The sequence below is a fragment of the Methyloversatilis discipulorum genome (assembly GCF_000527135.1).
GTDB lineage: Bacteria > Pseudomonadota > Gammaproteobacteria > Burkholderiales > Rhodocyclaceae > Methyloversatilis > Methyloversatilis discipulorum.
This window is the reverse complement of record NZ_AZUP01000001.1, coordinates 3523581-3549356: the sequence shown is the minus strand read 5'-3', so window position 1 is coordinate 3549356 and position 25776 is coordinate 3523581. Positions and strand designations below refer to the sequence as shown.

General features: G+C 67.3%; 23 protein-coding genes and 1 pseudogene. 7 read left to right on the top strand and 17 right to left on the bottom strand.

Going from position 1 to position 25776, the window contains the following annotated elements:
- Positions 1 to 71: 71 nt before the first annotated feature.
- The 5 genes from METFAM1_RS0116625 (at position 72) to METFAM1_RS0116605 (ending at position 6076) form a co-directional block, all read left to right on the top strand.
- Positions 72 to 1184, top strand: a complete 1113-nt coding sequence (locus tag METFAM1_RS0116625) for an FIST N-terminal domain-containing protein (RefSeq protein ID WP_019916573.1) — start codon at positions 72 to 74, stop codon at positions 1182 to 1184.
- Positions 1185 to 1186: 2 nt separating this feature from the next.
- Positions 1187 to 2296 (top strand): sensor histidine kinase, encoded by a 1110-nt coding sequence (locus METFAM1_RS0116620; protein WP_019916572.1) that lies wholly within the window; start codon positions 1187 to 1189, stop codon positions 2294 to 2296.
- The gene (locus METFAM1_RS0116615; RefSeq protein WP_019916571.1) at positions 2287 to 3393 is read left to right on the top strand and encodes an HDOD domain-containing protein; all 1107 of its coding nucleotides are present in this window, start codon (positions 2287 to 2289) and stop codon (positions 3391 to 3393) included. The genes METFAM1_RS0116620 and METFAM1_RS0116615 overlap by 10 nt, the downstream gene beginning before the upstream one ends.
- Positions 3386 to 4513, top strand: a complete 1128-nt coding sequence (locus METFAM1_RS0116610) for a response regulator (RefSeq protein ID WP_024300778.1) — start codon at positions 3386 to 3388, stop codon at positions 4511 to 4513. The genes METFAM1_RS0116615 and METFAM1_RS0116610 overlap by 8 nt, the downstream gene beginning before the upstream one ends.
- Positions 4514 to 4687: 174 nt before the next feature.
- The gene (locus tag METFAM1_RS0116605; RefSeq protein ID WP_019916569.1) at positions 4688 to 6076 is read left to right on the top strand and encodes an alkaline phosphatase PhoX; all 1389 of its coding nucleotides are present in this window, start codon (positions 4688 to 4690) and stop codon (positions 6074 to 6076) included.
- Between the two features lie 129 nt (positions 6077 to 6205).
- Here the strand turns inward: METFAM1_RS0116605 and recG are convergent, their stop codons facing one another.
- From recG to METFAM1_RS0116580, 6 genes and pseudogenes are all read right to left on the bottom strand, one after another.
- Positions 6206 to 8242: an ATP-dependent DNA helicase RecG gene (gene recG, locus METFAM1_RS0116600; RefSeq protein WP_019916568.1), complete on the bottom strand. Its 2037-nt coding sequence runs from the start codon at positions 8240 to 8242 to the stop codon at positions 6206 to 6208.
- A gap of 123 nt (positions 8243 to 8365) precedes the next feature.
- Positions 8366 to 8746: a deaminase RidA gene (locus METFAM1_RS0116595; RefSeq protein ID WP_019916566.1), complete on the bottom strand. Its 381-nt coding sequence runs from the start codon at positions 8744 to 8746 to the stop codon at positions 8366 to 8368.
- Positions 8747 to 8866: 120 nt separating this feature from the next.
- Positions 8867 to 9397: a CZB domain-containing protein gene (locus METFAM1_RS21430; protein WP_408630426.1), complete on the bottom strand. Its 531-nt coding sequence runs from the start codon at positions 9395 to 9397 to the stop codon at positions 8867 to 8869.
- Positions 9394 to 9592, bottom strand: a pseudogene (locus tag METFAM1_RS21425) (methyl-accepting chemotaxis protein); the annotation flags it as partial. The pseudogene METFAM1_RS21425 and the gene METFAM1_RS21430, both read right to left, overlap by 4 nt.
- A gap of 462 nt (positions 9593 to 10054) precedes the next feature.
- Positions 10055 to 10789 carry an SPOR domain-containing protein gene (locus METFAM1_RS0116585; protein ID WP_019916563.1) on the bottom strand — a complete coding sequence of 245 codons (735 nt, stop codon included), beginning with the start codon at positions 10787 to 10789 and terminating at the stop codon, positions 10055 to 10057.
- Positions 10786 to 11253: a DUF2802 domain-containing protein gene (locus tag METFAM1_RS0116580; RefSeq protein ID WP_019916562.1), complete on the bottom strand. Its 468-nt coding sequence runs from the start codon at positions 11251 to 11253 to the stop codon at positions 10786 to 10788. The genes METFAM1_RS0116585 and METFAM1_RS0116580 overlap by 4 nt, the downstream gene beginning before the upstream one ends.
- Positions 11254 to 11363: 110 nt before the next feature.
- On the opposite strand from METFAM1_RS0116580, the gene METFAM1_RS0116575 reads away from it, so the two are divergent.
- Positions 11364 to 12119, top strand: a complete 756-nt coding sequence (locus METFAM1_RS0116575; RefSeq protein WP_019916561.1) for a YdcF family protein — start codon at positions 11364 to 11366, stop codon at positions 12117 to 12119.
- 21 nt (positions 12120 to 12140) lie between these two features.
- Here METFAM1_RS0116575 and METFAM1_RS0116570 read toward each other — a convergent pair whose 3' ends face one another.
- From METFAM1_RS0116570 to METFAM1_RS0116535, 8 genes are all read right to left on the bottom strand, one after another.
- A complete protein-coding gene (locus METFAM1_RS0116570; RefSeq protein ID WP_019916559.1) occupies positions 12141 to 12881 on the bottom strand; it encodes an SDR family NAD(P)-dependent oxidoreductase in 741 nt (246 codons plus the stop codon).
- 20 nt (positions 12882 to 12901) lie between these two features.
- The gene (locus METFAM1_RS0116565) at positions 12902 to 13708 is read right to left on the bottom strand and encodes a thiazole synthase (protein WP_019916558.1); all 807 of its coding nucleotides are present in this window, start codon (positions 13706 to 13708) and stop codon (positions 12902 to 12904) included.
- A gap of 3 nt (positions 13709 to 13711) precedes the next feature.
- Positions 13712 to 13930, bottom strand: coding sequence for a sulfur carrier protein ThiS (gene thiS / locus METFAM1_RS0116560; RefSeq protein ID WP_019916557.1), 219 nt, complete (start codon positions 13928 to 13930; stop codon positions 13712 to 13714).
- On the bottom strand, positions 13923 to 14873 hold the full coding sequence (gene lipA / locus METFAM1_RS0116555; protein WP_019916556.1) for a lipoyl synthase: 951 nt from the start codon (positions 14871 to 14873) through the stop codon (positions 13923 to 13925). Before lipA ends, thiS begins: the two co-directional genes overlap by 8 nt.
- Before the next feature lie 55 nt (positions 14874 to 14928).
- Positions 14929 to 16041 carry an acetoin dehydrogenase dihydrolipoyllysine-residue acetyltransferase subunit gene (locus METFAM1_RS0116550; protein WP_019916555.1) on the bottom strand — a complete coding sequence of 371 codons (1113 nt, stop codon included), beginning with the start codon at positions 16039 to 16041 and terminating at the stop codon, positions 14929 to 14931.
- Positions 16041 to 17051, bottom strand: coding sequence for an alpha-ketoacid dehydrogenase subunit beta (locus tag METFAM1_RS0116545; protein WP_019916554.1), 1011 nt, complete (start codon positions 17049 to 17051; stop codon positions 16041 to 16043). The genes METFAM1_RS0116550 and METFAM1_RS0116545 overlap by 1 nt, the downstream gene beginning before the upstream one ends.
- Before the next feature lie 32 nt (positions 17052 to 17083).
- Complete coding sequence (locus METFAM1_RS0116540; protein WP_024300776.1) at positions 17084 to 18058, bottom strand: thiamine pyrophosphate-dependent dehydrogenase E1 component subunit alpha; 975 nt, start codon at positions 18056 to 18058, stop codon at positions 17084 to 17086.
- A gap of 139 nt (positions 18059 to 18197) precedes the next feature.
- Entirely contained in the window at positions 18198 to 19277 is a 1080-nt protein-coding gene (locus METFAM1_RS0116535; protein WP_232419794.1) for an ATP-NAD kinase family protein, read from the bottom strand.
- Between the two features lie 296 nt (positions 19278 to 19573).
- Here METFAM1_RS0116535 and METFAM1_RS0116530 point away from each other — a divergent pair, with 296 nt between their 5' ends.
- Positions 19574 to 21688, top strand: a complete 2115-nt coding sequence (locus tag METFAM1_RS0116530) for a sigma-54-dependent Fis family transcriptional regulator (protein WP_024300775.1) — start codon at positions 19574 to 19576, stop codon at positions 21686 to 21688.
- A gap of 390 nt (positions 21689 to 22078) precedes the next feature.
- Here METFAM1_RS0116530 and METFAM1_RS0116525 read toward each other — a convergent pair whose 3' ends face one another.
- The 3 genes from METFAM1_RS0116525 to METFAM1_RS0116515 form a co-directional block, all read right to left on the bottom strand.
- On the bottom strand, positions 22079 to 22501 hold the full coding sequence (locus METFAM1_RS0116525; RefSeq protein WP_019916549.1) for a c-type cytochrome: 423 nt from the start codon (positions 22499 to 22501) through the stop codon (positions 22079 to 22081).
- Positions 22502 to 22769: 268 nt separating this feature from the next.
- Positions 22770 to 24461, bottom strand: coding sequence for a pyrroloquinoline quinone-dependent dehydrogenase (locus METFAM1_RS0116520; protein WP_019916547.1), 1692 nt, complete (start codon positions 24459 to 24461; stop codon positions 22770 to 22772).
- Positions 24462 to 24539: 78 nt separating this feature from the next.
- A complete protein-coding gene (locus METFAM1_RS0116515; RefSeq protein ID WP_081627168.1) occupies positions 24540 to 25736 on the bottom strand; it encodes a porin in 1197 nt (398 codons plus the stop codon).
- Between the last annotated feature and the right edge of the window lie 40 nt (positions 25737 to 25776).

Below are 25776 nucleotides of genomic sequence, written 5' to 3'. Positions count from 1 at the left end.
CGACACAATCGGTATCTAAAGCCCCCTCGGGCGCCCGCCGTTGACCCTGCACAAGGTCGATGGAGGGCCCCATGGCGATCAACACCTGCTACGGCGTCAGTACGTCGCCCGACCCGGTCCGCGCAGTGGCCGAACTGGCGGCACAGACCGGCAGCACCGACAAGGACGGACTGCTGTTCTTCTGCTCGTCGGATTTCGATCTCGCCGCGCTGGGTCGCGAACTGGCGCGCACCTACAAGTGCCCCACCGTCGGCTGCACCTCGTCCGGACACTTCGGTCCAACCGGCTTCCAGCGCACGGGCATCCTCGGCGTCGCCTTCTCCGGCGGCGGACTGCGCCTGCGCACCTATCCGGTCACCCCTCTGGCCGCCTATGCGGACCAGGTGGGCTGCATTGCCGAAGACATCCGCAGCCGATCAGACGCCACGCCTGATCTGAACCGCTTCGGGCTGCTGCTGGTAGACGGCCTGTCGATGGCCGAGGAGAGGCTGGCGGCGGCGCTCTACCAGCAGGTCGGCGACCTGCCGCTGATCGGCGGCTCGGCCGGCGACAACCTGAAGTTCGAACACACCTTCGTCTATGCAGACGGCCTCTTCCTCGACGACGCGGCCGTCTTCACACTGTTCGAAACGAGCCACCCGGTGGCCGCCGTCAAGACCCAGCATTTCGCGGCCGGGGACATTGAGCTGGTCATCACCAGCGCCGACCCGGAACGACGCATCATTCACGAAATGAATGGCGAACCGGCCGCCACCGCCTATGCTGAAGCGATAGGCCAGCGTATCGAGGCGCTGACGCCGGCCGTGTTCTCGCGCCACCCCCTGGTGCTGCAACTGGGCGGCGATGCCTACGTGCGCTCGATCCAGAAGGTGAACGATGACCTGTCGCTGTCGTGCTACTGCGCCATCGACGAAGGGCTGATCGTATCGATCGGCCGCGCGCTCGATCCGCTGCAGACCATTGCGAGCGCGATGGCCGAACTCCGGCGCGACGTGCCCGAACCGGCGCTGGTGCTCGGCTGCGACTGCATCCTGCGCCGGCTGGAGTTCGAGCAGGCAGCAATCGATGCCGACATGAGCCGCCTGATGGCCGCCAACCTGCTGTTCGGCTTCTACACCTATGGCGAGCAGTACAACGGCCTGCACGTGAACCAGACGCTGACAGCCGTGGCGATCGGAGGATAGACATGCCCACCCTGCCGCAAATCGACATCGAGGCGCGCGTGAGCGAACTTGAGCACAAGCTGCTCGCGCGCGACAAGACGATAGATGCACTGAAGCGGCGCCTCGCCCAGCAGGACGAAGGCATGCGCAACTCGCCGTTCGCGCTGCTCGAACAGAACATCAGTCTGGCCAATGTGGTCGCCCGCAAGACCGGCGAACTGGAGCAGGAAAGACAGGCGCTGCAGAAAACGCTGGGCGAGCTGCGACAGACGCAGACCCAGCTCCTGCAGTCGCAGAAGATGGAATCGATCGGCCAGCTCGCCGCCGGCATCGCGCACGAAATCAACACCCCGACGCAGTACGTGGCCGACAACATGAGCTTCATCGACATGGCCACCACTTCGCTGCTGGCGCTGGCCGACCGCAGCATCGCGGTGATTGCGGCCCTGCGTTCCGGCGAACCGGACCCGGCGCTGCTAGTGGAGTTCGACGCTGCCCTGCGTCGCACCAAGCTCGACTACCTGCGTCGGCAGATCCCGGACGCGCTCGCCCAGTCGAAGGAGGGGCTGGAGCACATCGCACGCATCGTCAGCGCGATGAAGGCCTTCTCGCATCCGTCGGGCGTCGACAAGGTGGCGGTGGACATCCGCGAGGTCATCGCGACCACGGTCACCGTCGCCCGCAGCGAATGGAAGTACGTGGCCGAGATCGAGACGCAGGTCGACGACGATCTGCCCGACCTGCCGTGCCGGCGCGACCTGATCGGTCAGGCGCTGCTGAACCTGGTGGTGAACGCCGCGCATGCGATTGCCGACACGCTGTCCGAGGGCGTGCGCGACAAGGGGCTGATCCGCATCACGGCGACACGCTTCGGCGACAGCCACATCGACCTCAGCGTCACCGACGACGGCCCAGGCATCCCGCCGGACATACGCGAACGCATCTTCGAGCCCTTCTTCACGACGAAGCCGGTCGGCAAGGGCACCGGGCAGGGGCTGGCCATGGTCTACACCACAGCGGTCGACCAGCACGGCGGCGAAATCCTGTGCGAATCCGAGCTCGGTCGCGGCACCCGCTTCACGCTGCGCCTGCCACTGTGCACCGACGAGGACGAGGCGGCGCCATGCAGGTAGTTTTCGTGGACGACGAAAGCCGTGTGCTGGCAGGCATCGAGCGCACGCTGGTGATGCGTGAAACCGACTGGTCCTGCCGTTTCCTCACCAGCGGCCAGGCGGCGCTCGACGCACTGGAGACCGAGCCGGCCGACGTCGTCGTATCCGACATGCGCATGCCCTTCATGGACGGTGCCGCGCTGCTCGGCGCCGTGCGCGACCGCTGGCCGGGCACGCTGCGCATCATCCTGTCCGGCCAGTGCGACACCGCATCGACGCTGCGCATGCTCGACGTCGCCCACCAGTTCGTGTCCAAGCCCTGCGACAACGCTGTGCTGCTGGCCGCGGTCCAGGCCGCGCTGTCGCTGCGTGCGATGTTCCGCGACGCCTCGGTGATCGACGTCATCGGCCGCGTGAACCGCCTGCCGAGCGCGCCGCGCATCTTCGCCGAACTGACCCGCCTGCTTGCCGACCCGGCCAGCGACAGCCGTCACGTCGCCCGCCTGCTGAGCAGCGACCCCGCGCTCAGCGCGCGCATCATGCAACTGGCCGGCTCAGCCTACTTCACGCTGGGCGCGCGCATCACGAGCATCAACGACGCCATCACCCGGCTCGGCATCGATCAGGTGCGGCTGCTCGTGCTCGCCTCGCAGATATTCGCCGACGCCGCCACCGACCCCTTCGTCGACCATCTGCAACGGCGCGCACTGCAGGCGTCCTGCCTGGCCGACCGCATCACCGCCGGCCGCCGCGGCGGCGTCGCCGCCACGGCCGCGTTGCTGGCGCGCATCGGCCTGCTGGTGGAGCCGCTGCGCAGCGAAACGATGCAGGACGCCACCACTGTCTGCGACACGCCGCTGCACGCCGCGGTCGGCGCCTATCTGCTGGGCCTGTGGGGCCTGCCGATGGACATCGTCGACGCCGTCGCGCGGCACACCCATCCGGACCGCGCGGCGGCGAACGGTTTCGGTCTGGCCGGCACCGTGCACGTCGCCGTCGCACTGGCCAATGGCCAGACGCCCGACCTCGCCTATCTGGAGCGCGCCGGCGTGATCGATCAGTGGCCGCAGTGGCAGGCCTTCCACGCAGCACTCACCACGGACCATGACGATGACTGAAGACACCCTGCCTCGCGTGCTGTGCGTGGATGACGAACCCAATCTGCTGGCCGCGATGGAACGCACGCTGCACGGCCGCTTCGACGTCGTGACCGCCAACGGGGGTACTGCCGGGCTGGACGCCATCCAGCTCGGCGAGCCGTTCGCCGTCATCGTGTCGGACATGCGCATGCCGGGCATGGATGGCGCCACCTTCCTCGCACACGCGCGCGAACAGGCGCCCGATGCGGTGCGCATTCTGCTCACCGGCCAGGCTGACGTCGAATCGTCGATCGCCGCCATCAATCGCGGCGCCATCTTCCGTTACCTGTGCAAGCCCTGCCCGTCCGACGTGCTGATCGCCACGCTGGACGACGCCGTGCGCCACTACGACCGCGTGCGCGCCGAGCGCGAACTGCTCGAAACCACGCTCACCGCAGCGGTGAACACACTGACCGAAGTGCTCGCCATGGTGGCGCCCTGGGCCTTCCAGCGCGCCACTTTCGCGCACTCGGCAGTGCAGCACGCGCTGTCGCGGCTGGACTGGTCGGACGGCTGGATCTACAGCATCGCCGCCGCACTGAGCCAGCTCGGCTGCGTCGGCATCCCGCCCGAACTGATGCAGGCCGATGCCGCGCAACGTCATCTCGGTCCCGACGAAAAGAAGCTGCTGCGCGAACACCCTGAGGTGGCGAGCCGGCTGGTCGCAGCGATTCCGCGGCTGGACCTGGCCGCCGAGATCATCCGCTACCAGTCGGACAATCCGCCGCCCGACGCGCCGCTCGAAGTGATCCGCGGCGCGCCGCTGCTGCGCGCTGCGCTCGAACTGGAGCGCGACTGGTCGCGTACCAAGGCGGCGCGCAGCCCGCGTGACGTGCTGCGCACCGTGCAGCCACCGGTGCCCGACTACATCGTCAGGGCACTGGCCGACTTCCGCAGCGAGGTGAACCACCACCGCGCGGCGCGCGTGCGCGACCTGGTGCCGGGCTGGGTAGTGGACGAGGACGTGCGCTGCACGAACGGCATGATGGTGCTGTCGCGCGGCCACGAACTGACCGATACCGCAATCGCCGCGCTGAGCCGCCTGCTCGCCGCGCAGGCCATCCGCGAACCGATACGGGTGCGCAGCCGCGCCGACTGAGGCGCCGGCCTGCCCACACCACGGATCGCCCGCCGGCGCATTAAGAACGGTTAACAAATCATGCGCCGATCGGCGCAGTGCGCCAGCCGATCTGCATCACGGGAATTGAACGCGCGCTGACTACCCTGACGAGCACCTTGTCGTTCGCAAGGCATTCAATCAGGGAGTTCAACCATGCAGCCCCGCAAGCTCGCCATAGCCGCCGCCATTGGCCTGATGGGCGTTTCCGCCCAGCAGGTTTCCGCGGCTGACAACACCTATTTCGACAACTTCACCGCCCTGCCCGGCAACGTCGCGGCCGGCTCGCTGCCGGAAAGCGCGCCGCTGCAGCTGTCGTCGCCCCTCTTTTCGCAGAAGGTGCTGGCCGACCGCGTCACGCAACTTGCCAACGGCCAGTCCAACAGCGGCAACTGGGACATGATCACCGCCAACGAGAACGGCACCGACGCCGGTCGCTACCTGTTCATGCCCTTCGAAACCGGCGCTGGCGGCGTGCAGCGCACCGACCTGTGGACCGGCGTCACCAAGACCATCGTACAGTCGGGCACCCAGGGCTTCGTGGCCGGCGATTTCTCGCGCTGGACGCCTTGGGGCACCTACATGACGGCCGAAGAGTCATGGGGCACCAACAGCACCTACGGTCGCCTGTTCGAAGTGACCAATCCGCTGGCCGACACCTCCAGCGCAAGCTTCATCCACCGCAACGTGGTGCCGCGCGTGTCGCACGAGGGCGGTGCGTTCGACAAGAACAAGAGCTTCTACTTCATCGACGAATTCAACGGCGGCTCGATCTACAAGTACGTGTCGGCCGCGCCGGGCGCCACCACCGGTGACAGCTACTTCGACAAGGGCCAGACCTTCGTGCTGAAGGCCAATGGCGGCAACAACGCCAACGCGGTCGGCGCTGCCAGCTGGGAAGCCATCACCACGGCGACCGGCACCCCGCTGGCCAGCACCGTGAACGCCATGGTGAACGTCGGTGGCGGCACCTTCTCGATGGACGGCCGTGCCGCAGCCGACATGGTCGGCGGCACCAACTACCAGCGTCCGGAAGATCTCGAGCTGCAAGTGCTGGCCAATGGCGACGAAGTGCTCTACATCGCCACCACGACCACCAACGAGGTGTATTCGCTCAATCTGGCCACCAACGAAATGAAGCTGTTCGCCAGCCGCGCCACCTTCGACTCGATCACCGGTGCCGCCGTCGGCAGCGAATTCACCAGCCCGGACAACCTGGCCATCGATGCGAACGGCAACATCTACATCGTCGAAGACCAGCCGGGCGGTCGTGCCGACATCTGGTTCGCGCAGGATGCAGACCGCGACGGCGTGGCCGAATCGCTGAGCCGCTGGGCTTCGCTGTCGACCGAAGGTGCCGAGCCGACGGGCCTGTACTTCGACAAGTTCAACCCGAACGTCGCCTACGTGAACGTCCAGCACCCGAACAGCGGCAACGACACGCTGCTGCAGATCACCGCGGTGCCGGAACCGGAAAGCTACGCCATGTTCCTCGCCGGCCTCGGTCTGCTGGGCATGATCGCGCGCCGTCGCACCCGCGTCTGAGCCTTGCTGCCGGGGTCGGCCGACACCCGATCCATGCGTCGCACGCGGAGGAACGCGGCGTGAGGCAAGGACCGGACATTGGTCGATCCCCGCACGCGGGACATGGGGAGGGCTTCGGCCCTCCCTTTTTTACGCCTTCAGCAGATCCTCGCGCCCGGCCAGCCAGCGTTCGAGATGACGATCGGCGGCCGCGACGTGGTCACGCAGCAGCGTGTCGGCCGCTTCGCGCGCCAGCTCGACCAGTGCCTCGTCGATCACCAGGTCGGCGAAGCGCAGCAGCGGCTGACCTGACTGACGGCTGCCGATGAATTCACCGGGCCCGCGCAGCTTCAGGTCCTCGGCGGCGATCATGAAACCGTCGGTATAGGCGTGGATGACGCGCAACCGCTCACGCGCGGTCTGCGACAGCGGGCCTTCGTACAGCAGCACGCAGGCCGATTCGCGGCTGCCGCGGCCGACCCGGCCACGCAGCTGGTGCAGCTGCGACAGGCCGAAGCGCTCGGCGTGTTCGATCACCATAAGGCTGGCATTGGGCACATCGACACCGACCTCGATCACCGTGGTGGCGACCAGCAGATGGGTGTCGCCAGCGACGAAGCCGGCCATCACCGCCGCCTTCTCGTCCGGCTTCATGCGGCCATGCACCAGCCCCACCTTCAGTTCCGGGCAGGCGGCGAGCAATTGCGCGTGGGTGTCGATCGCCGTCTGCAGCTGCAGCGTTTCCGACTCCTCGATCAGTGGACACACCCAGTAGGCCTGGGCGCCGGCGGCACAGGCGTCGCGCACGCGTTCGATCACCTGTTCGCGCCGTGCCGCGGAGATGAGCTTGGTCAGCACCGGCGTGCGGCCGGGCGGCAGTTCGTCGATCACCGACACGTCGAGGTCGGCGTAGAAACTCATGGCCAGCGTGCGCGGTATCGGTGTCGCGCTCATCATCAGCTGGTGCGGGCTCACGTCGCCGGCCTTGGCGCGCAGCGCGAGCCGCTGGCGCACGCCGAAGCGGTGCTGTTCGTCCACCACCGCGACGCCCAGGCGCGCGAAATCGACCGCGTCCTCGATCAATGCGTGCGTGCCGACCGCGATCGGTGCCGCACCGCTGGCGATGGCCTCCTTCATCGCCCGCTTGTCGCGCGCCTTCAGGCTGCCGGACAGCCAGGCCACCTGTATGCCGAGCGGGGCCAGCCAGTCGGCAAGCTTGCGGAAGTGCTGCTCGGCGAGGATTTCGGTCGGTGCCATGAAGGCGGCCTGGTAGCCGGCCTCGACCGCACGCAGGCAGGCCAGCGCCGCCACCACCGTCTTGCCGGAGCCGACGTCACCCTGCAGCAGCCGCTGCATCGGATACGGCTGCGCGAGGTCGGCGGCGATTTCCGCCCAGGCGCGTGCCTGCGCGCCGGTCAGCGCGAACGGCAGCAGCTGCAGGAAACGGGCGATCAGCGAACCGTCGGTCTGCGCGGGCTGCGGCAGCACCGGCGCGTCGCGGCTGCGCCGGGCGGCGTGCGCGCGCTTCAGGCTCAGCTGCTGCGCCAGCAGTTCGTCGAACTTGATGCGCCGCCAGGCCGGCGCCAGCCGCTCGTCGAGGTCGCGCAGCGATTCGCCCGGCCGCGGCCGGTGCAGCGCCTGCACCGCGGCACCAAAAGGCACCAGCGCGTAGTGGCGACGCAGCGCGTCGGGCAGGCTGTCGGCGAGGTCGGTACGTTCCAGCGCGTCGTCGATGGCACGGCGCAGGCTGGCCTGCGACAGGCCGGCGGTGGCCGGATAGACCGGCGTCAGCCGGTCCGGCAAGGGCGTGTCGTCGCCGACGTTGCGCACCCGCGGGTGCAGCATTTCGGCGCCGAAAAAACCGGGGTTGATGTCGCCGAACAGGCGCACCCGTTTTCCGGGCACCAGCTGCTTCTGCTGCGACGGGTAGAAATTGAAGAAGCGCAGCGTGACGGTGCCGCTGTCGTCGGCGGCCGTCACCACCAGCTGGCGGCGCGGGCGGAATTTCACTTCCGCCTGCGTCACCTCGACCTCGACCTGCACCGGCTGGCCGGCGCGCGCCAGCGCCACCGGCGTGATGCGCGTCTCGTCCTCGTAGCGCAGCGGGAAATGCAGGACGAGCGCGGCATCCGAGCCGAGGCCCATCTTGTCGAGCGCGGCCGAGAGCGCTTCGCTGCGGGTACTCATGCGGAGGGAATGATGGCCGGGGCGGGCCCGGCCAGAATATGTCAGTTCCGCACGGCCGTTCCGAAGGAACTGACCTCCCCCTCGGGGGGAAACGAGCGCAGCGAGTAAGGGGGCTGTTTCATTTCAGTCGATCACCAGCACGGCATCGACCTCGACCAGCGCACCGCGCGGCAGTGCGGCCACGCCGACCGCGGCGCGCGCCGGGAAGGGCTGGTTGAAGTAGCGGGTCATCGCCTCGTTCACCTTGGCGAAGTTGCCGAGGTCGGTCAGGAACACGTTCACCTTCACCGCGTTGTCCAGCGTCGCGCCGGCGGCGGCGGCCACCGCCTTCAGGTTGTCGAACACGCGGGCGATCTGCGCGTCGATGCCGTCGGCCATGGTCATGGTGGTCGGATCGAGGCCGATCTGGCCCGACATGTAGACGGTGTTGCCGACCTTGACCGCCTGCGAATAGGTGCCGATGGCGGCGGGTGCGTCGGGGGTCGAAACAATGGTGCGCAACATGCGAAGTCTCCGGAAACGTTGTGGGTGAATGCTGGGCGGCACACCTGCCATCGAGAGCCCGTGTGCCGGACGTCGCCGGATTATCGCGGATTCGGCGCCCGCGGTGGCGGGCGCAGTCGATCAGGCGTGAGCGTGTCCCTCGGCGGCGGCATCGCTCATGCGGTCGAGCTCGCCGATCACGTCCAGGCTCAGCGTCTCCATCCGTGCGATCGCCGCCAGCGCCTGTTCGTGACGACCGTCGCGCGCATGCTGCAGCGCCTCGATGCCGACCCGGTGGAAGGCCTCGTGCGGCGCATCCAGCTCGCGGAAACCCGGCAGATGGCTGTGGCAACGCCGGCCTTCGCCCTCGTGATACCACTTGCCCAGGCGGCAGGCGGTGTGCGAGGCGAAGCTGTCGGGGGTGCGGTCGGAATGGCCGGACACCACCTGGTAGATGTCCATCTTGTAGGCCAGGTGGTCGACCTTGGCCAGTTCGGCGAATGCACGCAGCGAGGTGGCCGCCATGTGCTCGCCGTTGGCGCTCGCCTGCTGGCTGAGCGCGTCGAGCCGAGCGCTGGCACCGAGACCGTCCTGTGAATAGCCGGCCGCATCGGCGGCATTCGTCTGCATGCGCTCGGTCGCCTGACCGGTGTCCTCCTGGATGCCGCTCACCAGCGTCGCGATCTCCGTGGTCGCGGCACCGGTACGCTCGGCCAGCTTGCGCACCTCGTCGGCGACGACCGCGAAGCCGCGGCCCTGTTCGCCGGCGCGCGCCGCCTCGATCGCCGCATTGAGCGCCAGCAGATTGGTCTGGTCGGCAATTTCACGGATCAGGCGCACGATGCCGCCGATGCGCTCGGCGCGGTCGCGCAGCGTGTCCACGCTGTGCGCCGTTTCGGTCAGGCGGCCGGAATACGCGGACAGATTGCCGGCCACGGCCCGACTGTCGCGCGCCGTCGCGGCGCAGCGCTCAGCGGTTTCGGCCGCACGCCCGGCCTCGGTGGTGACGATTTCCGCCAGTCCGGCGAGGGTCGTGCGGAAACGCTGGAAGGAACTCGCGTAGGCGGTGAGGCTGGACAGCAGGCCGGCGTTGAAGGCACAGCGCTTTTCCGTCTGCTGGCGCGCATCATCGAGTGTGCGGCACTCGTCGTGCAGTCGCGACACATCGGTGCGCAAGGCACCGACCTCCTCCTTCAAGCGGTCACGCTCCGACGCCAGTGCGTCGAATTCCGCTCGGCTCACCCACCCCATGAAGGCCATTTCGCGACTCCGGTTCTTGTGTGTTTGGATCACACATAACGACCGGGCACAGACGTCTCTTGAGCAGGATCAGCGCTGCACCGCGGCAGGTTTCAGGGCGGTCGGCGGGGCGCTGTCCATGCCGAGCGCGCGCAGGCGCTGGCGCGCCTGATCGGCCTCGGCGCGCGACTTGAACGGGCCGATGTGCACGCGCGCCTCGATCTGCGACGGGATGCCGTTCAGCGCAAGCCGGGCGCGCACTTCTTCGGCGTTGGCGACGTTGCTGAACACGCCCACCTGCACGACGTAGCCGGCGCCGGCAACCGCCGGCGAACGGGCGATGGCCGGTGCCGGCCGCGGCGCTGCGTCGGCCGGGGCGGGCGCCGCCGCGGGGCGGGCGGGCGCTGCAGCGGAGGGCGCTGCGCGGGGCGGCAGCGGCGCGTCCGGTCGGGCGGTCGATTCGGGTACCGCCGGGGCCGACTGCGCCGCAGGGGCGGGCTCGGCGCCCGCCGCCGCATCGGGCAGCGGCGGCGGCGCGTCCTGCAGCGATGCCGTCGAGGCATCGACCGCCGGGGTTTCCTCCGGCGGCAGCGTGGGCAAGGGCGTCGCCTCCTCGGCCGCCGGCGTCTCGGCGGGCGGCGGCGTGACCGCGGCCACCGGTTCGTCGTCGGGCTCGGGCGCGCGGCGGCTGGCGTCGAACAGGGCCAGGCCGCCGATCAGCATCGCGATCAGCCCGCCGGCGACAATCACCCGGCGCAGCAGCGCGTTGCGCTGTTCGGCCGCCTCCTCGTTGCCATGCACGGTCACGCTGTCGGTCGCACTCATGTCCTGTCTCCCATGCCACGGCTTTGCGCCAGCGTACGTACCAGTTCGGCTTCGCCGACCGACATGTCGCACTGCTCGGCGATGTCCTCGGCACTGAGGCCGCGCGCTGCCAGCGACAGCGCCTCGCTGTACTGCGGCGCCACCGGTGGCAGCTGATTGACGGTTTCGAGCCGGCGGCTGACGCCATCCAGCCTGTCCTCGATCAGATCAAGCCGCGTTTCCAGCGCCTGCATCAGCGGCGCCAGCCGGGCGTCGAGCAGCATGTCGAGTTCGGCCTGCAGGTCGACCGGTGGCGCCTGCACCTCCGCCGGCGCGGGCGGGGGCGGCGCGACGGGCGCGGCTTCGGGTGTGCGGCGGGCATTGAGCATGGACAGGCGCACCAGCGCATAGCCCATGTAGGCGGCGAGAATGACCAGCGCGAGCAGCGCCGCTTCCTTCCAGCCGAGTGCCGACAGATCGATCAAATCCCCGCTCCGTGTGGTCTGCGCGCGCGTCCTGCGCTTGCAGCGTGCATGCAACGCCGCCGTGCGGCGTGTTGGCCCGGATAATAAGGCTTTTTCACTGGCACGCGCCCATGCCGAGTTCTCTGCTGTTCCTGCTGAAGAAGACCGTGTCGGTCGTGCTGCTGCCGCCGACCAGCCCGCTGCTGATGGCCGTGCTCGGCCTGCTGCTGATGCGCCGCTACCGCCGCACCGGCATGGCGCTGGCCGCCACCGGCGTACTGACGCTGTATGCGCTGTGCCTGCCGGCGCTGGCCGGTTGGCTGGAGCGCACGACCTATTACAGCGGCCCGGCGCAGCCATTGACGGGGGCCGGCGCCATCGTCGTGCTCGGTGCCGGCACCGCCGACAACCTGGTCGACTATGACGGCCAGACGGTGAATGGCTGGGCGCTGGAACGCGTGCGGGCCGGCGCGCGGCTGGCCAAGGAGAGCGGCCTGCCGGTGCTGGTCAGCGGCGGCGTGGTGTGGGACGGTCGCCCGGAAGGCGAGCTGATGCGCGAAGCGATGAGCGAGTTCGGCGTGGACGTGCGCTGGGTCGAATCGGCCTCGCGCGACACCGCCGACAACGCGCGGCTGTCGGCGCTGCTGCTGCGCGACGCCGGGATCACCCGCGTCGCACTGGTAACGCATGCGATGCACATGCGTCGCTCGATGGAGGAATTCCGTCGAGCCGGGCTGAACCCGGTCGCGGTGCCGACAATGATCCGCCGCCCGGCCGCGTGGTCGTTCAGCGACTTCGTCCCGTCGTCGCGCGCGCTGCAGCAGTCCGGCTGGGCGCTGCACGAGTGGCTGGGCTGGCTGGCGCAGAAACTGCGCCCCAGCCCCTAATCCCTAATCCCAAGTCCCTGACTAAAGCTTCGTCCCGCCGCTGACGTCGATCACCTGACCGGTGGTCCATGCGCCATCCGGCCCGACCAGGAAGGACACGACGCCGGCCACGCGGTCGGGCGTGCCCACGCCGGCCAGTGCCTGCATCGACTGCACAGCCTCCGCGCCGCCGTTTTCCAGCAGGCCGGTGGTGAGCCGAGTTTCGATCACGCCGGGCGCCACCGCATTGACCGTGATGCCGCGCGCGCCGAGCGACGCCGCCAGTTGCAGCGTCAGCACATCGACGAAACCCTTGGTCGCCGAGTAGGCCGGTATGCCGGGGAAGGCGGTACGGGCAACGATGCTCGACAGGTTAACGATGCGGCCACCGTCACGCAGCTTGGGCAGCAGATACTTGGTGACGAAGAACACCGAGCGCATGTTCACGTTCGACAGGCGATCGTAACTGCCCTCGCTCATGTCCTCGATGGCTTCGAAAGGCGCAATGCCGGCGTTATTCACCAGCACGTCGATGTGCGGCTCGGTCAGCGTATCCGCCAGGTACTGCGGCCCGTCGGACATCGACAGATCGGCCTGCAGCAGCGAAGCGCTGCCGCCTGCGCGCTCGATCGCCGCGCATACGTCGCGCGCCTCTGCGGCACCGTGGGCGTAATGAACGATCACATGAAAGCCGTCGCGCGCCAGGCGCTGGGCGATCGCCGCGCCGATGCCGCGCGAGGCGCCGGTGACCAGCGCAACGCGGCGCTTCTTCGATGCAGACATGGTGACTCCTCCTTTATTGGTTATTGAATGAGGCCGGTCTGCGGCGACGAAGCCGCGGCCCGGTAAGGCAGCTTTTCCATGCGGCCGGCGAGGAAGGCTTCGCGGCCGGCGATGACGCCGTGACGCATCGCCGCGGCCATGCGCACCGGGTCGCGCGCGTGCGCGATGGCGGTGTTCATCAGCACGCCGTCGCAGCCCAGTTCCATCGCCACTGCGGCGTCCGACGCGGTGCCGATGCCGGCATCGACGATGACCGGCACCTTGGCGTCATTGATGATGATTCCGATGTTCCACGGGTTCAGGATGCCCATGCCGGAACCGATCAGGCTGGCCAGCGGCATGATGGCCACACAGCCCATGCTCTCCAGCACGCGCGCCTGTATCGGATCGTCCGAGCAATAGACCATGACGCGGAAGCCGTCGCGGATCAGCGTTTCGGCAGCGCGCAGCGTTTCCGGCATGTTCGGGTAGAGCGACTTCGGATCGCCCAGCACTTCGAGCTTGATCAGGTCGTGGCCGTCGAGCAGTTCGCGCGCCAGGCGCAGCGTGCGCACCGCGTCGTCGGCGGTGTAGCAGCCGGCCGAATTGGGCAGCAACGTGTAGCGTCCGGTCGGCAGCACGTCGAGCAGACCGGGTTCGCCGTTGTTGCGGTTCAGCGGCGTGCGCCGGATCGCCACCGTGACGATGTCGGCGCCGCTGGCGTCGAGCGCACGGGCGGTTTCGTCCAGCGTGCGGTACTTGCCGGTACCGACCAGCAGGCGCGACGCAAAGGGCTGACCACCGATCACCAGCGGATCGGTCAGCGGCGTATCAAGGGGTGCATTCATGGTCTAGCCGCCTCCGACGGCGATGACGATTTCGACGCGGTCGCCCGGGCTCAGCGCCGCATGGTCGAACACGCTGCGCGGCACGATTTCGCCGTTGCGCTCGACCGCGATGCGCTTGCCGCGCAAGGCCATGCGGTCGAGCAGATCGCCCACCGTGCGCGCGTCGTCGAGCGGCTCGTGCTGGCCGTTCACGATGACGGTGTGGGCGCTGGCGTCAGCCATGGTTCTCATGCGCGGCGTGCAGCACGTCGGCACGATAGGACGAGCGCACCAGCGGGCCGGCGGCAACTTCGCTGAAACCCAGTTCGAGCGCGATGGCACGCAGCGCGTCGAAGCGCTCCGGCGTGATGTACTCGATCACCGGCAGATGGGCCGGCGACGGACGCAGGTACTGACCCAGGGTCAGCAGGTCGCAGCCGTGGGCGCGCAAGTCGCGCATCACTTCGACCACTTCCGCCTCGGTCTCACCGAGACCCAGCATCAGGCCGGTCTTGGTCGGCACGCCGGGGAAGCGCTGGCCGAAGTCGCGCAGCAGCCTGAGCGAACCTTCGTAGTTCGCGCCCGGCCTGACCTCGCGGTACAGGCGGGGCACGGTTTCCATGTTGTGGTTGAACACGTCCGGCGGCGACACCGCCAGCGCGTCCAGTGCGGCCGCCTCGCGACCGCGGAAATCGGGGGTGAGCACCTCGATCGTGATGTCGGGGCTCAGTGCGCGGATGTCGGCCATGCACTGCGCGAAGTGCGCAGCACCACCGTCGCGCAGATCGTCGCGATCGACCGACGTGATGACCACGTAGCGCAGCTTCATCGCCGCCACCGTGCGCGCCAGTCGTTGCGGTTCGTCGGCATCGGGCGGCAGCGGCCGGCCGTGCGACACGTCGCAGAAGGGGCAGCGGCGCGTGCAGATGGCGCCAAGAATCATGAAGGTCGCCGTGCCGCGGCCGAAGCACTCGCCGATGTTCGGGCAGGCCGCTTCCTCGCACACGGTGTGCAGCGCGTGGTCGCGCAGCACGCCCTGCAGCGCGCGCACCGCCGGCGTGTCCTGATCGCGGCCGCGCAGCCAGGCGGGCTTGGTCGGCGAGGCGACATCCTCGCGCACCTTGACCGGAATGCGGGCGAGCTTGTCGCGTCCGCGCAGGCCTTCGCCTGCAACAGCTGTGCTCATGATGGAATCCGTAAAAATGGCCGCCGCAGGAGAGGCTGCGGCGGCCGGTGGTGCATCAGCCGATGAACTCGCCGATCAGCTTGTTCACTTCGCCTGCCGCTTCGAGCTGGACCATGTGGCCCTGGCCCGGCATCACCTTCACGGTCGCGCCCGGGATCGCCGTAGCGTGAGAGGACGGGATGACACGGTCGTTTTCGCCCCAGATCACCAGCGTCGGCTTGCCGGCCGCGGCCGAAGCAAGCTGCTCGGCCTGACGGCCGCCGGCAAACAGGCCGCCGGCCAGCGTGGCGAGCGCGCTGTCGACACCTTCGAGGCGCTTGAACTTGAGCATGTCGTCGATCATCGAGCGAGTGACCAGCGACTCGTCGGAGTACAGCTGCGCCAGCACCGGCTTCAGCGCGTTGCGCGAAGCGGCGGCGACGAAGCCGTCGATGTAGGCACCGTTGATCTCGTTGCCCAGACCGGCACTGGCGATCAGCGACAGCGACTTCACCTTGGTCGGCGCGCGCTTGGCGACCGCCAGGCAGACGCCACCGCCCATCGAGTGGCCGGCCAGGTGGGCGCATTCGAGACCGACGGCGTCCATGAAGCCGATCACCACTTCGGCCAGACCGTCGAGCGAGGCGATGCCGGTCACCTTGGTGGTGCTGCCGTGACCCGGCAGGTCGAGCGCATACACGGCACGCGACTCGGACAGCGGCGAGTGGTTGAACAGCCAGTTGTTCAGATCGCCACCGAAGCCGTGGACCAGCAGCAGCGGGTCCTTGCCGGCAACGTCCTCACCCAGCTTCAGGTAACGCACTTCGACGTTGCCGACCTTGACCGTCTGCGTCTGCGGACCGGAGTCGGCGTCGTCGGCGGACGGCGGCACGAACTCGGCCTGGAAGCGGGCAATCACCGCGTCGATGTCGTCATCGGACGCGCCCTTCTCGGCGACGATGCCGAGCAGCGCGCCGACCGGCAGCACTTCGTCCGGCTGGGCAACCTGACGGCGCAGCACGCCCGACACCGACGCCTCGACGGCACCGGAAATCTTCTCGCTCTCGACCTCGATGATTTCCTCACCCGGGTCGATCGTGTCACCGACTTCCTTCAGCCACAGGTTGACCTTCCCCTCCTGCATGGAAAGGCCCCACTTGGGCATGGTGACGGTATGGATTGCGGACATCAGCGATACTCCTTGACCTTCATCACGGCTTCTTCAATGCGTGCCGGACTGGGGATGTAAAGATCTTCAAGCGAAGCGGCGAACGGCACCGGAACGTGCGGTGCAGTCACCATCTGGATCGGCGCCTTCAGTGCGCCGAAAGCTTCCTGGGCAACGAAGCTGGAAATGTCCGACGCCATGCTGCAGCGCGGGTTGGATTCATCGACGACGACCAGACGGCCGGTGCGCTCGACGCTTTCCAGAATCGTGTCGGTGTCGAGCGGCGAGGTCGTACGCGGATCGATGATTTCGCACTGGATGCCCTTCTTGCGCAGGTTGCCGGCGGCTTCCTTCGCGTAATGGACCATGCGACCCATGGCGACGATGGTCACGTCGTCGCCTTCCTGCACCACGGCGGCTTCGCCGAAGGGGACGATGTAGCTCTCGGCCGGCACGTCGCCTTCCATCGTGTAGAGCGCCTTGTGCTCCAGGAAGATGACCGGGTCGTTGTCGCGGATCGACTGGATCAGCAGGCCCTTGGCGTCGTACGGGTTCGACGGGATGACCACCTTCAGGCCGGGGATGTGCGTGAACACGTTGTACAGGCACTGCGAGTGCTGGGCGGCGGCACGGAAGCCGGCGCCGTACATCGCGCGGATGACGACCGGAGTCTTGGCCTTGCCGCCGAACATGTACTTGAACTTGGCGGCCTGGTTGAAGATCTGGTCGAAGCAGACGCCCATGAAGTCGATGAACATCAGTTCGGCGACCGGGCGCAGGCCGTTGCAGGCGGCACCGACGGCGGCGCCGACATAACCCGATTCCGAGATCGGCGTATCGAGCACGCGGCCCGGATGCTTCGCGTACAGGCCCTTGGTCACGCCGAGCACGCCGCCCCAGGCGTCCTGCTCGCCGGGCGAACCCTCGCCGCCGGCGACGTCCTCACCCATGATGATGACGCTCGGGTCACGCGACATTTCCTGATCCAGCGCCTCGTTGATGGCCTGCTGGTAAGTGATCTTTCTTGCCATTCTGTTTTCTCCTGTCGGCGTATGGCGCGGGTTCAGTACGAGATGTAGACGTCGGCCATCAGGGCCTCGGGCGGCGGCAGCGGGTCAGCCTTCGCCTTCACCACCGAGTCGTCGATCATCGTCTTCACTTCGCGGTCGATGGCTTCGATGTCAGCCATGGTCAGTTCGCCGCGCGAAGTGACGCGCTTGGCGAACTGCATCAGGCAGTCCTTGGTTTCGCGCAGCTTCTGCACTTCGCCCGGCGCGCGGTAGGTCTGCTGGTCGCCTTCGAAGTGGCCGTAGTAGCGCGACAGCTTCACTTCGAGCAGGGTCGGACCGCCGCCTTCGCGGGCGCGCTTGATCGCCTCGCCGGCCGCTTCGTAAACCGCGAAGAAATCGAAACCATCGACGATGACGCCCGGCATGCCGAAGGCGCTCGCGCGGTCAGCGATGTTCTCGACAGCCACCGAGAAGTTGCTGGAGGTCGCTTCGGCGTAGCCGTTGTTCTCCGCCACGAAGATGACCGGCAGCTTCCACACGGAAGCGAGGTTCATCGCTTCGAAAATGGTGCCCTGGTTGGACGCGCCGTCACCGAAGAAGCACACGCCGACGTTGTTCTCGCCGCGAATCTTGGACGCCAGCGCGGTACCGCAGATCAGCGGGCCACCGCCACCGACGATGCCGTTGGCGCCGAGCATGCCCACCTCGAGGTCGGCGATGTGCATCGAGCCGCCCTTGCCCTTGCAGGTGCCGGTGGCCTTGCCCCAGATCTCGGCCATCATGCCGACGGGATCAACACCCTTGGCGATGCAGTGGCCGTGACCGCGGTGGGTCGAGGCGATGTAGTCCTTGCGGTTGAGGTGCATGCAGATGCCGGTCGCCGAAGCTTCCTCGCCTGCATACAGATGGACGAAACCGGGGATTTCGCCGGTGGCGAAATCAACGTGCACGCGCTCTTCGAAATCGCGAATGACGCGCATGGTCCGGTAAGCCTGCAGAAGGGCTTCCCTGTTCAAAGGACTGGTCATGAGTGCTCCTCTTTGTTGTGGACAGAAATGCCCGCGGTTCTCCGGCAGCTGCGGGCGGATGGCTGATCGAGCCTGGGGCGGAGCGCGGCGCCGCCGTTGGCGCCGGCTCCGTGGAGAGCGATGAGCGGGAGCGCGCGCGTCATGCGGCACCTCCCGCGTAGTGGCGCAGCAACCGGTGCTGCGCCGCATGGGTGAGCGTGGCGGCGACGTCGATGGTCTGCGGGCCGTTCGGGTCGAGGCTGATTTCGATGCGGCTGCCGGTGTGGAACTCGATCTCGCGCTCACCATCGAGCGCGATGGTTCCGCTGCGACCGGTCAGCACCACCGGCTCGTGTGGCGACAGATGCGCGTAGTCGCGCACGCCGACTTCGGCCACCAGGCCGGGTGCGATCGCCGCATGCACGCGGCGCGGCGTGTCGTCGGTCGGCGCGCAGCGCACGTGCAGGCCGTGCGGCGCAGTGCGCGTGACCGGTTCGAGCTGGCCGGCGATGGCCGACAGGCCGATGCCGTCGGCGGCGGCGAAGGTGACGAACAGTTCCTCGACCAGCGCGCTGTCCCAGACGGCGCGCGAGCCCACGTACTCATGGCCGGTGAAACAGGCATCGACCAGCGCGATGTCGTCGCGCTCGTCGCAGCGCACGCGCAGCAGCTTGTTGCGGCGCAGGCCGGCCGCGGCCGGCACCGCGCCGGTGGCGATCAGGCCGGCGGCCAGCCCGGCCACCGTGGCCTCACGCATCTCCGGAAAGGCGTTGTTGGTGCCGGTCGACAGCGCCAGCAGCGGCACCTGGCCGCAACGCTTGGCCACCGCGCGATGGGTCCCGTCGCCGCCGAGCACGATGATGGCGGACACACCCGCCGCGCACATCGCCTCGGTGGCATGCAGCGTGTCGTCGATCGACTCGGACACGGTCATGTCGATGAAGCGCACGCGACGCCCTTCGGTCGACCGGCCGTCGAGGCCGAGCGCGCGATACACCAGGCCGGAGATCGAGCCCTTGTCCGGCATGAGCAGCACGTGCTCGACGCCGGCCGCTTCGAGGCCGGCGATGGCGCGCACGATCATGCTGGCCTTCTCCGCGTTCGGGAACACCGAAGCGCGTGAGGTCAGACGACGGATGTCCCTGCCCGATGCCGGGTTGGCAATGATGCCGACGCTGACCGGGGGGGAAGAACTGGGCGACACGACGATGCGACTCCTGAACGAGGTTTGAGCCCTCATTGCATCTGTCGTGCCAGCGCCTCGTCGCCAATCGGTGTTTCGGCGACAAGCCGATGATTCGTAAGAGGTCTGTCACGCCCATCGTCATAGGCCGTCGTTGAACGACCGGCACGCGCCGGCCGATGAGACGCCGGACACCCGGCGCACTGAGACAGCTGTCTCAGTTTTCGGAGACATTCGTCGCGTTGCTTTCGGACGCCGCAGGGCCTAACCTCACGCAACAAAAAGGAAACCTTCCCGCGTACGGCAACAGCTGGCGACGGGGGGTTCGAAAGTCCACCACGGAGGAGACGGACATGAGACACGGTCGAGAAATCGCCGACCATGTCGGACGCGTGATGAACATCGTCGAAGGACGATCGCGCCCGGCACAGACTGACCCGGCTTACGAGCGCCTCGCGCGCTCCTGGCGCAGGTCCCTCAACAAGCACTCCATCGACCCGGGCCTGTCATCGGTCCCCAAGGTCGTCACCGCCTACGAACTGCGCGAGCACCGCGAGCGCATCGAAACCTTCATGCGCATCGCCCGCGAGGGCGTGGAGCGGCTGCACCACGAACTGCTGCCGGCCAACTACTGCGTGCTGCTGACCGACGCCACCGGCGTCACCGTCGACTACCGCACGGTGCCGGCGCTGGAGAAGGAGTTCAAGGACGAAGGCTTCCGCAACGGCACCTGCTGGGCGGAAGAGCACGAGGGCACCTGCGGCGTCGGCACCACGCTGGCCGACCGTCAGCCCACCCTGGTCCACCGTGGTGAGCACTTCCGTTCGCACAACACGCAATTCACCTGCAGCTCGGCGCCCATCCTCGGCCTGCAGGACGAGCCGATCGCCGTGCTCGACGCCTCGGCGCTGTATTCGCCGGACGCGCGCGAAAGCCAGCTGCTGGTGTTCCGCATGGTGTGCGACAAGGCGCGCCTGATCGAGGACGCCTACGCGCATTACAGCCTGCGCACCTACTGGACGCTGCAGCTCGGCCAGGTCGCCGAATTCATGCCGGTCGAAACCGACTACCTGATCGCCTTCGACGACGACGGCCGCATCGTCGGCGGCAACCGTCGCGCGCGCCAGGAACTGATCAATCACAACGGTCGCCACGCCGAGTTCCTGCACGACCTGTTCGAGTGCACCGCCAGCGACATCATGGTGTCGGCGCACGCCAGCCCGGGCACGCCCTTCCCGCTGCGCATGATGGCCACCGGGCGCCGCCTGTTCGCCGTGCTGCGCGCGCCGAACGCTCGCTCGCTCGCCCAGGTCACGCAGGCCAAACCGGTCATCACCGCCGACGACGTGACCGCACCGCGCGGCTTCCGTCACCTGGCGCTGGGCGATCCGCGGGTCAAGGCCAACGTGGCCTGTGCAGTGAAGGTGGCCAACCGCGACATCCCGGTCATGCTGCTGGGCGAGACCGGCACCGGCAAGGAAGCGTTCGCGCGCGCCATCCACGACTTCAGCGACCGCGCCAAGCAACCCTTCGTCGCGCTGAACTGCGCAGCGATTCCGGAAAGCCTGATCGAGAGCGAACTGTTCGGCTACCGCGACGGCGCCTTCACCGGTGCCCGCAGCAAGGGCGCCAAGGGCAAGATCCTGCAGTCGGACGGCGGCACCCTCTTCCTCGACGAAATCGGCGACATGCCGCTGTCTCTGCAGAGCCGCCTGCTGCGCGTGCTGGCCGAAGGCGAAGTGGTGCCGCTGGGCGCCGAACAGCCGACGCCGGTGAACCTGCACGTGGTCTGCGCCACCCACCAGGATCTGCCGGAACTGGTGCGACAGGGCCGCTTCCGCGAAGATCTTTTCTATCGTCTCAACGGCGCCAGCTTCATGCTGCCGCCGCTGCGCAACCGCGAGGACAAGCGCGAGCTGATACAGCTGGTGCTGCGCGAAGAGTGCGCCGCGATGGGCCGCGAAGAACTGCGCATACCGGAAGAGACGATGTCGCGGCTGCTGAGCTACGACTGGCCGGGCAACATCCGCCAGCTGCGCCACGCCATACGCTACGCCTGCGCGATCGCCGACGGCACGCAGGTCACCATCGAGCACTTCCCGCAGGAACTGCGCACCAACAACCACAGTCCGCGCGTCGCCCTGCAGCCGCCACCGCAGCAGCAGATTCCGCAACCGGCACAGCAGCAGACGCCCGCGATAGCGTCACCGCATCCTGCCGCGCCGCGCAGCGTCGGCAGTGCAGTGCCCGATCCGTGCGAACTGCGCGACGGCGAGCCGCTCAACGAGGCCTGCCTGCAGCTGCGTCAGAAGATGCTCGATGCGCTGCGCCGCAATCACTGGCGCGTGACCGAAACGGCGCGCCAGCTCGGCATGTCGCGCGCCACCTTCTACCGCAAGATGGCCCGGCTGCGCATCGTCGCGCCGAACTATCTGGACGGTGAGGAGCGGATGGTCGAGAACGGCTGAGTCCGCGGCATGGACAAGAAAAGGGGCGCATCAGGCGCCCCTTTTCTTTTGCATCTGGGTGAGTAGCGCCTCACTGCTTCATGCGTCAGAGGACCGCTCCAGCATGACATCCGAGTTGGCGGACGTGCTCCTGTGGGAGCGGCCGTGGCCGCGATGCGGCGATTGCGAGCCGCCGGCTTCGGTATTGGCCGCATTCGGGGTCAGAAGACCCCTCCTACAGAATCCTGACCAGGGCTCCGGTCGCGGATCAGCGGCGACCCCTGTGGGAGCGGCCTTGGCCGCGATGCGGCGCTTGCGGGCCGCAGTCCTGGATGCCGCGCGCTGTCGGAAAACCGTCCGCAGATTCGGCGACCGCTTCCACAGGTTCTCGCGTTCCGTGAACGCCGGCGATTACTGCGTGCCGAGGAATTTGATGTAGGCGACCAGTTCCCAGATCTGGTCCGTCGAGAAGGCCTGACCCCAGGGCGGCATGATGTCGGAGCCGCGACGACCGTGGAAGATGGTCTTGAATGCCTCTGCGTCCGGCAGGTCCTTGCGGCCCTTGAAGTCGGGCGCCCGCCCGCCGACGCCTTCGGCGCCGTGACAGTAGCCGGCACAGGTCTTGTTGAAACGCTTCTTGCCGGCGGCAATGCGCTCGGGATCGGTCAGTTCGAACGACGGCTGCGGCAGCGCCTCGGCGGCACCTTCGGCATTGGCGAGCACCGGTGCACTGCTGACCTGCAGCACGAGGGCGCTACCGACGAAGACGAGCGCCCGCACACCGGCGGAGATGGAGAAGGCACGGGTCGTGCCGCTGAGCTTGCGTGTAGTCATGGTTCTGCTTTCCTGCCCGGTTGAAACAATGGTTCTGATTTTCATGCGCACATTGAACCCACCCGTCCCGAAGCCGGGATGCGCCATCCGCTCGAACCTGTCTGCAGGCTCAACGCGCGGAACGGCGGGAGGGTTGAATCTGGGCATGCGACGAGGGAGTCTGCACAAAAAAAGACAGGCGGTCACTCCCGTTACCGCCCGTAAATGAGGAGACTTACAACACCCCGCCGTGTGTCCGCACGACGGGGTGGGTGACGCACTTACTTCCTTACTCCAGCGTGAAGGCCACCATCGCCGCACCGCCCGGCAGATCCTTGATCTGCGGGAAGGCGCCGGCCAGGAAGCCCGGGGCATGCGAACCAAGACCGGTCGGGAAGACGATGTACTGCTTGCCCTTGACCGAGTAGCTGACCGGGCCGCCACGCAGGCCGGAGCCGGCGTTGAAGGTCCAGAGCTCCTTGCCGGTGTCGGCGTCGTAGCCGTAGATCTTGCCTTCCATGTCGCCGGTGAATACCAGGCCACCGGCGGTGGTCAGCACCGACGACAGCGGCGGCAGGTCGTACTTGATCGACCACTTGCGCTTGCCGGTGATCGGATCACGCGCGTCCAGACGACCGTGCGGCTTGCTGCCCGGAGGCGACACCAGCTTGATCGACTCGATACCGAGCGACAGCGAGGACACGGCCTTCAGGTTGTCCGGGTCGTCCTTGCCCGCGACCACTTCGTTGCACACTTCCATCGCGTGCGAGTACCACAGGCCGGTGCCCGGGTTGTAGGCGCCGTGGTTCCAGCTGCGCGCCCCGAGCAGGTTCGGGCAGAAGGTCTTGGTCTTGTCGATTTCCGGGTAGATCGGATCGATCAGCGCACCGGTCTTCGGGTCGATGCCCTTGACCCAGTTCACGTTCTCGGCGAACTGCCACACGTTTTCGAGCTTGCCGTCCTTCTTGTCCATCACGAACACGAAGCCGCCCTTGTTCAGGTGCACGATGACGTCCTTGCCGTCCTTCTGCACCACCAGCGCTTCGTACGCCGAGTCGTAGTCCCACGAATCGTTCGGCACTTCCTGGCGATGCCACTTCACCTTGCCGGACTTCGGATCGAGTGCCAGCAGCGTCGCGGTATAGAGGTTGTCGCCCTTGCGGTCGTAGTTGTAGTAGTCGGGTGCGGCGTTCGACGTACCGATGTAGATGGTGTCGGTCTTGGCGTCGTAGGTGCCCGGCATCCAGGCGCTGCCGCCGCCGACCTTGCCGCTGTCGCCCGGCCAGCTCTTCGGATCGTTCTTGATCACGTCGAAGGTCCACACCGGCTTGCCGGTGTCGGCATTGACCGCGTAGATCTTGCCCGAGATCGGCTGGTCGCCGCCGGTGGTGCCGCCGAACAGCACGTTGCCGGCCAGCTGCGGCGGCGCCGAGAACAGCGCGCCGTACTGGTTCTTCGGATCGGTCAGCTGGGTCGACCACACTTCCTTGCCCGTCTTCTGGTCGAGCGCGATGAAGCGGCCGTCCAGCGTGCCGACGTACACCTTGCCGCGACCCACGGTCACGCCGCGGCTGGCGGCGCCGTAGAACACCTGGTCGACGATCTTGTCGAGCTTGGGCGCGTATTGCCAGATGGTCTTGCCAGTGGCGGCGTCGATGGCCCACACATTGTTGTTGGCCGAGATCGAGTACATCACGCCGTCGATCACGATAGGCGTGGCCTGCAGACCGTGCGTGATGGTGCCCGGCTGGTGGATCCACGCCACCTTGAGCTTCTTCACGTTGTCACGGTTGATCTGGTTCAGCGGGCTGAAACGCCAGGCGTTGCTGGTGCGGTGGTACTGCGGCCAGTTGTTCGGGTCTTCGAAGCCGGGGCCGCTCTGCGCAACGGCCGGGCTCACTGCAAACACCGACAGCATCGACGCAGCGGCTACGGCGGCGGCGGATGCGGTCAGGCGGAACTGCTTGCGAATCGAATTCATCGATCAGGTCTCCTTGGTTTTTAGAATGCGGCGGCGGGCTTCCACACCCTGCCGCCGTTTACTGCAGACGCGAGCGTCTTAGAACATGAAGTTCAGACCGACGTTGAGCAGCGTGCTCTTCTCACCCGCCGTCACGCCCGCTGCGACGATGCTGGTGCGCAGGGTTGCGCCCGGGTCGGCATCGGCGAAGGCGGCCTGAATGTACAGCGTGGTGTCGGGGCGCCACTGGTAGTCGTTGCTGATCACGATGAACTTGGTTTCATCGCTCTTGTTGGCGTCGTCCTTGTTGAGATAGAAGGCGAGCGTAGCCGAGTTCTTGGCGCTCCACTTCCAGTCCAGACCGGTACCGAAGCCATTCACGTCGAACAGCTGGTTGCCCGCCGTGTTGTCGTTCTTGGCGTTCATCCAGTTGTTCTTCCAGGTGAAGTCGCCGAACGGAATGGCGAAGCCGAGCGAGGTGTGATCGACCACCTTCTTGCCCGACTGCTCGTCGTGGAAGGCCTGGTAGGAGCCGGACAGCGTGATCGGACCGTTGTAGGTCAGGCCCAGCGCGTAGGCGCTGTTGTCCTTGAAGTCGCCAGCCTGGCCGCCGAAGGAATACAGCACACCCATGGTGACCGGACCCCAGGTGTTGCGGTACTGCACGGCGTTGTTCATGAAGATGCCAACGTCGTTGTTCGTGTTGCGACCGCTGCCGTTGTTCGGGTTGAAGGTCGTGAACAGCTGACCGTAGGCCCAGGCGTACAGGTTGGAGAACTGTTCCTTGAACGCGCGCGGTTCGGTGCCGATGTGGGCCAGCAGCGCCGGGCCGTATTGGCGGCCGAGGGTCAGGCTACCCCAGTCGCCGCGCACACCCAGGTTGGCCTGACGACGGAACAGCGGGGTATTGACGCCGCCGGGGCCGGTGCCGTTCGCGTCGCCGGTGCCGTGCAGGAAACCGTTGTTGGTGTCGAAGTGCGATTCGAGGTTGAAGAAGGCAGTCAGGTTCACGTCGAGCTCGCGCTCGCCCTTGAAGCCGATGACCGTCTGACGCAGGCCGCTGGTTTCCATCGACGTCTTGCTGTCGCCGGTCGCGTTCGCATCGCTGTTGTAGAGCATGCCGACGTCGATGATGCCGAACATCGACAGTTTGGTACCGCCAAATTCGCCGATGACGATGTCGGCCATCGCCGGCGTCGACATCACACAGAGTGCGGCCACGGCGGCAGCGCCGGCCGTGAGCTTACGGGTTTGGGTAAAGGTGCTGTTCAGCGACTTGCGTCCAGTTCTTGTCATGTTCCCCTCCTAGGTGATGCTGTTGATTGGTCCTGGTTGA

Coding starts and splice junctions, on each gene's coding strand:
- METFAM1_RS0116625 (WP_019916573.1), top strand. CDS start 72: ATGGCGATCAACACCTGCTACGGCGTCAGTACGTCGCCCGACCCGGTC.
- METFAM1_RS0116620 (WP_019916572.1), top strand. CDS start 1,187: ATGCCCACCCTGCCGCAAATCGACATCGAGGCGCGCGTGAGCGAACTT.
- METFAM1_RS0116615 (WP_019916571.1), top strand. CDS start 2,287: ATGCAGGTAGTTTTCGTGGACGACGAAAGCCGTGTGCTGGCAGGCATC.
- METFAM1_RS0116610 (WP_024300778.1), top strand. CDS start 3,386: ATGACTGAAGACACCCTGCCTCGCGTGCTGTGCGTGGATGACGAACCC.
- METFAM1_RS0116605 (WP_019916569.1), top strand. CDS start 4,688: ATGCAGCCCCGCAAGCTCGCCATAGCCGCCGCCATTGGCCTGATGGGC.
- recG (WP_019916568.1), bottom strand. CDS start 8,242: ATGAGTACCCGCAGCGAAGCGCTCTCGGCCGCGCTCGACAAGATGGGC.
- METFAM1_RS0116595 (WP_019916566.1), bottom strand. CDS start 8,746: ATGTTGCGCACCATTGTTTCGACCCCCGACGCACCCGCCGCCATCGGC.
- METFAM1_RS0116585 (WP_019916563.1), bottom strand. CDS start 10,789: ATGAGTGCGACCGACAGCGTGACCGTGCATGGCAACGAGGAGGCGGCC.
- METFAM1_RS0116575 (WP_019916561.1), top strand. CDS start 11,364: ATGCCGAGTTCTCTGCTGTTCCTGCTGAAGAAGACCGTGTCGGTCGTG.
- METFAM1_RS0116570 (WP_019916559.1), bottom strand. CDS start 12,881: ATGTCTGCATCGAAGAAGCGCCGCGTTGCGCTGGTCACCGGCGCCTCG.
- METFAM1_RS0116565 (WP_019916558.1), bottom strand. CDS start 13,708: ATGAATGCACCCCTTGATACGCCGCTGACCGATCCGCTGGTGATCGGT.
- thiS (WP_019916557.1), bottom strand. CDS start 13,930: ATGGCTGACGCCAGCGCCCACACCGTCATCGTGAACGGCCAGCACGAG.
- lipA (WP_019916556.1), bottom strand. CDS start 14,873: ATGAGCACAGCTGTTGCAGGCGAAGGCCTGCGCGGACGCGACAAGCTC.
- METFAM1_RS0116550 (WP_019916555.1), bottom strand. CDS start 16,041: ATGTCCGCAATCCATACCGTCACCATGCCCAAGTGGGGCCTTTCCATG.
- METFAM1_RS0116545 (WP_019916554.1), bottom strand. CDS start 17,051: ATGGCAAGAAAGATCACTTACCAGCAGGCCATCAACGAGGCGCTGGAT.
- METFAM1_RS0116540 (WP_024300776.1), bottom strand. CDS start 18,058: ATGACCAGTCCTTTGAACAGGGAAGCCCTTCTGCAGGCTTACCGGACC.
- METFAM1_RS0116535 (WP_232419794.1), bottom strand. CDS start 19,277: ATGAGGGCTCAAACCTCGTTCAGGAGTCGCATCGTCGTGTCGCCCAGT.
- METFAM1_RS0116530 (WP_024300775.1), top strand. CDS start 19,574: ATGAGACACGGTCGAGAAATCGCCGACCATGTCGGACGCGTGATGAAC.
- METFAM1_RS0116525 (WP_019916549.1), bottom strand. CDS start 22,501: ATGACTACACGCAAGCTCAGCGGCACGACCCGTGCCTTCTCCATCTCC.
- METFAM1_RS0116520 (WP_019916547.1), bottom strand. CDS start 24,461: ATGAATTCGATTCGCAAGCAGTTCCGCCTGACCGCATCCGCCGCCGCC.
- METFAM1_RS0116515 (WP_081627168.1), bottom strand. CDS start 25,736: ATGACAAGAACTGGACGCAAGTCGCTGAACAGCACCTTTACCCAAACC.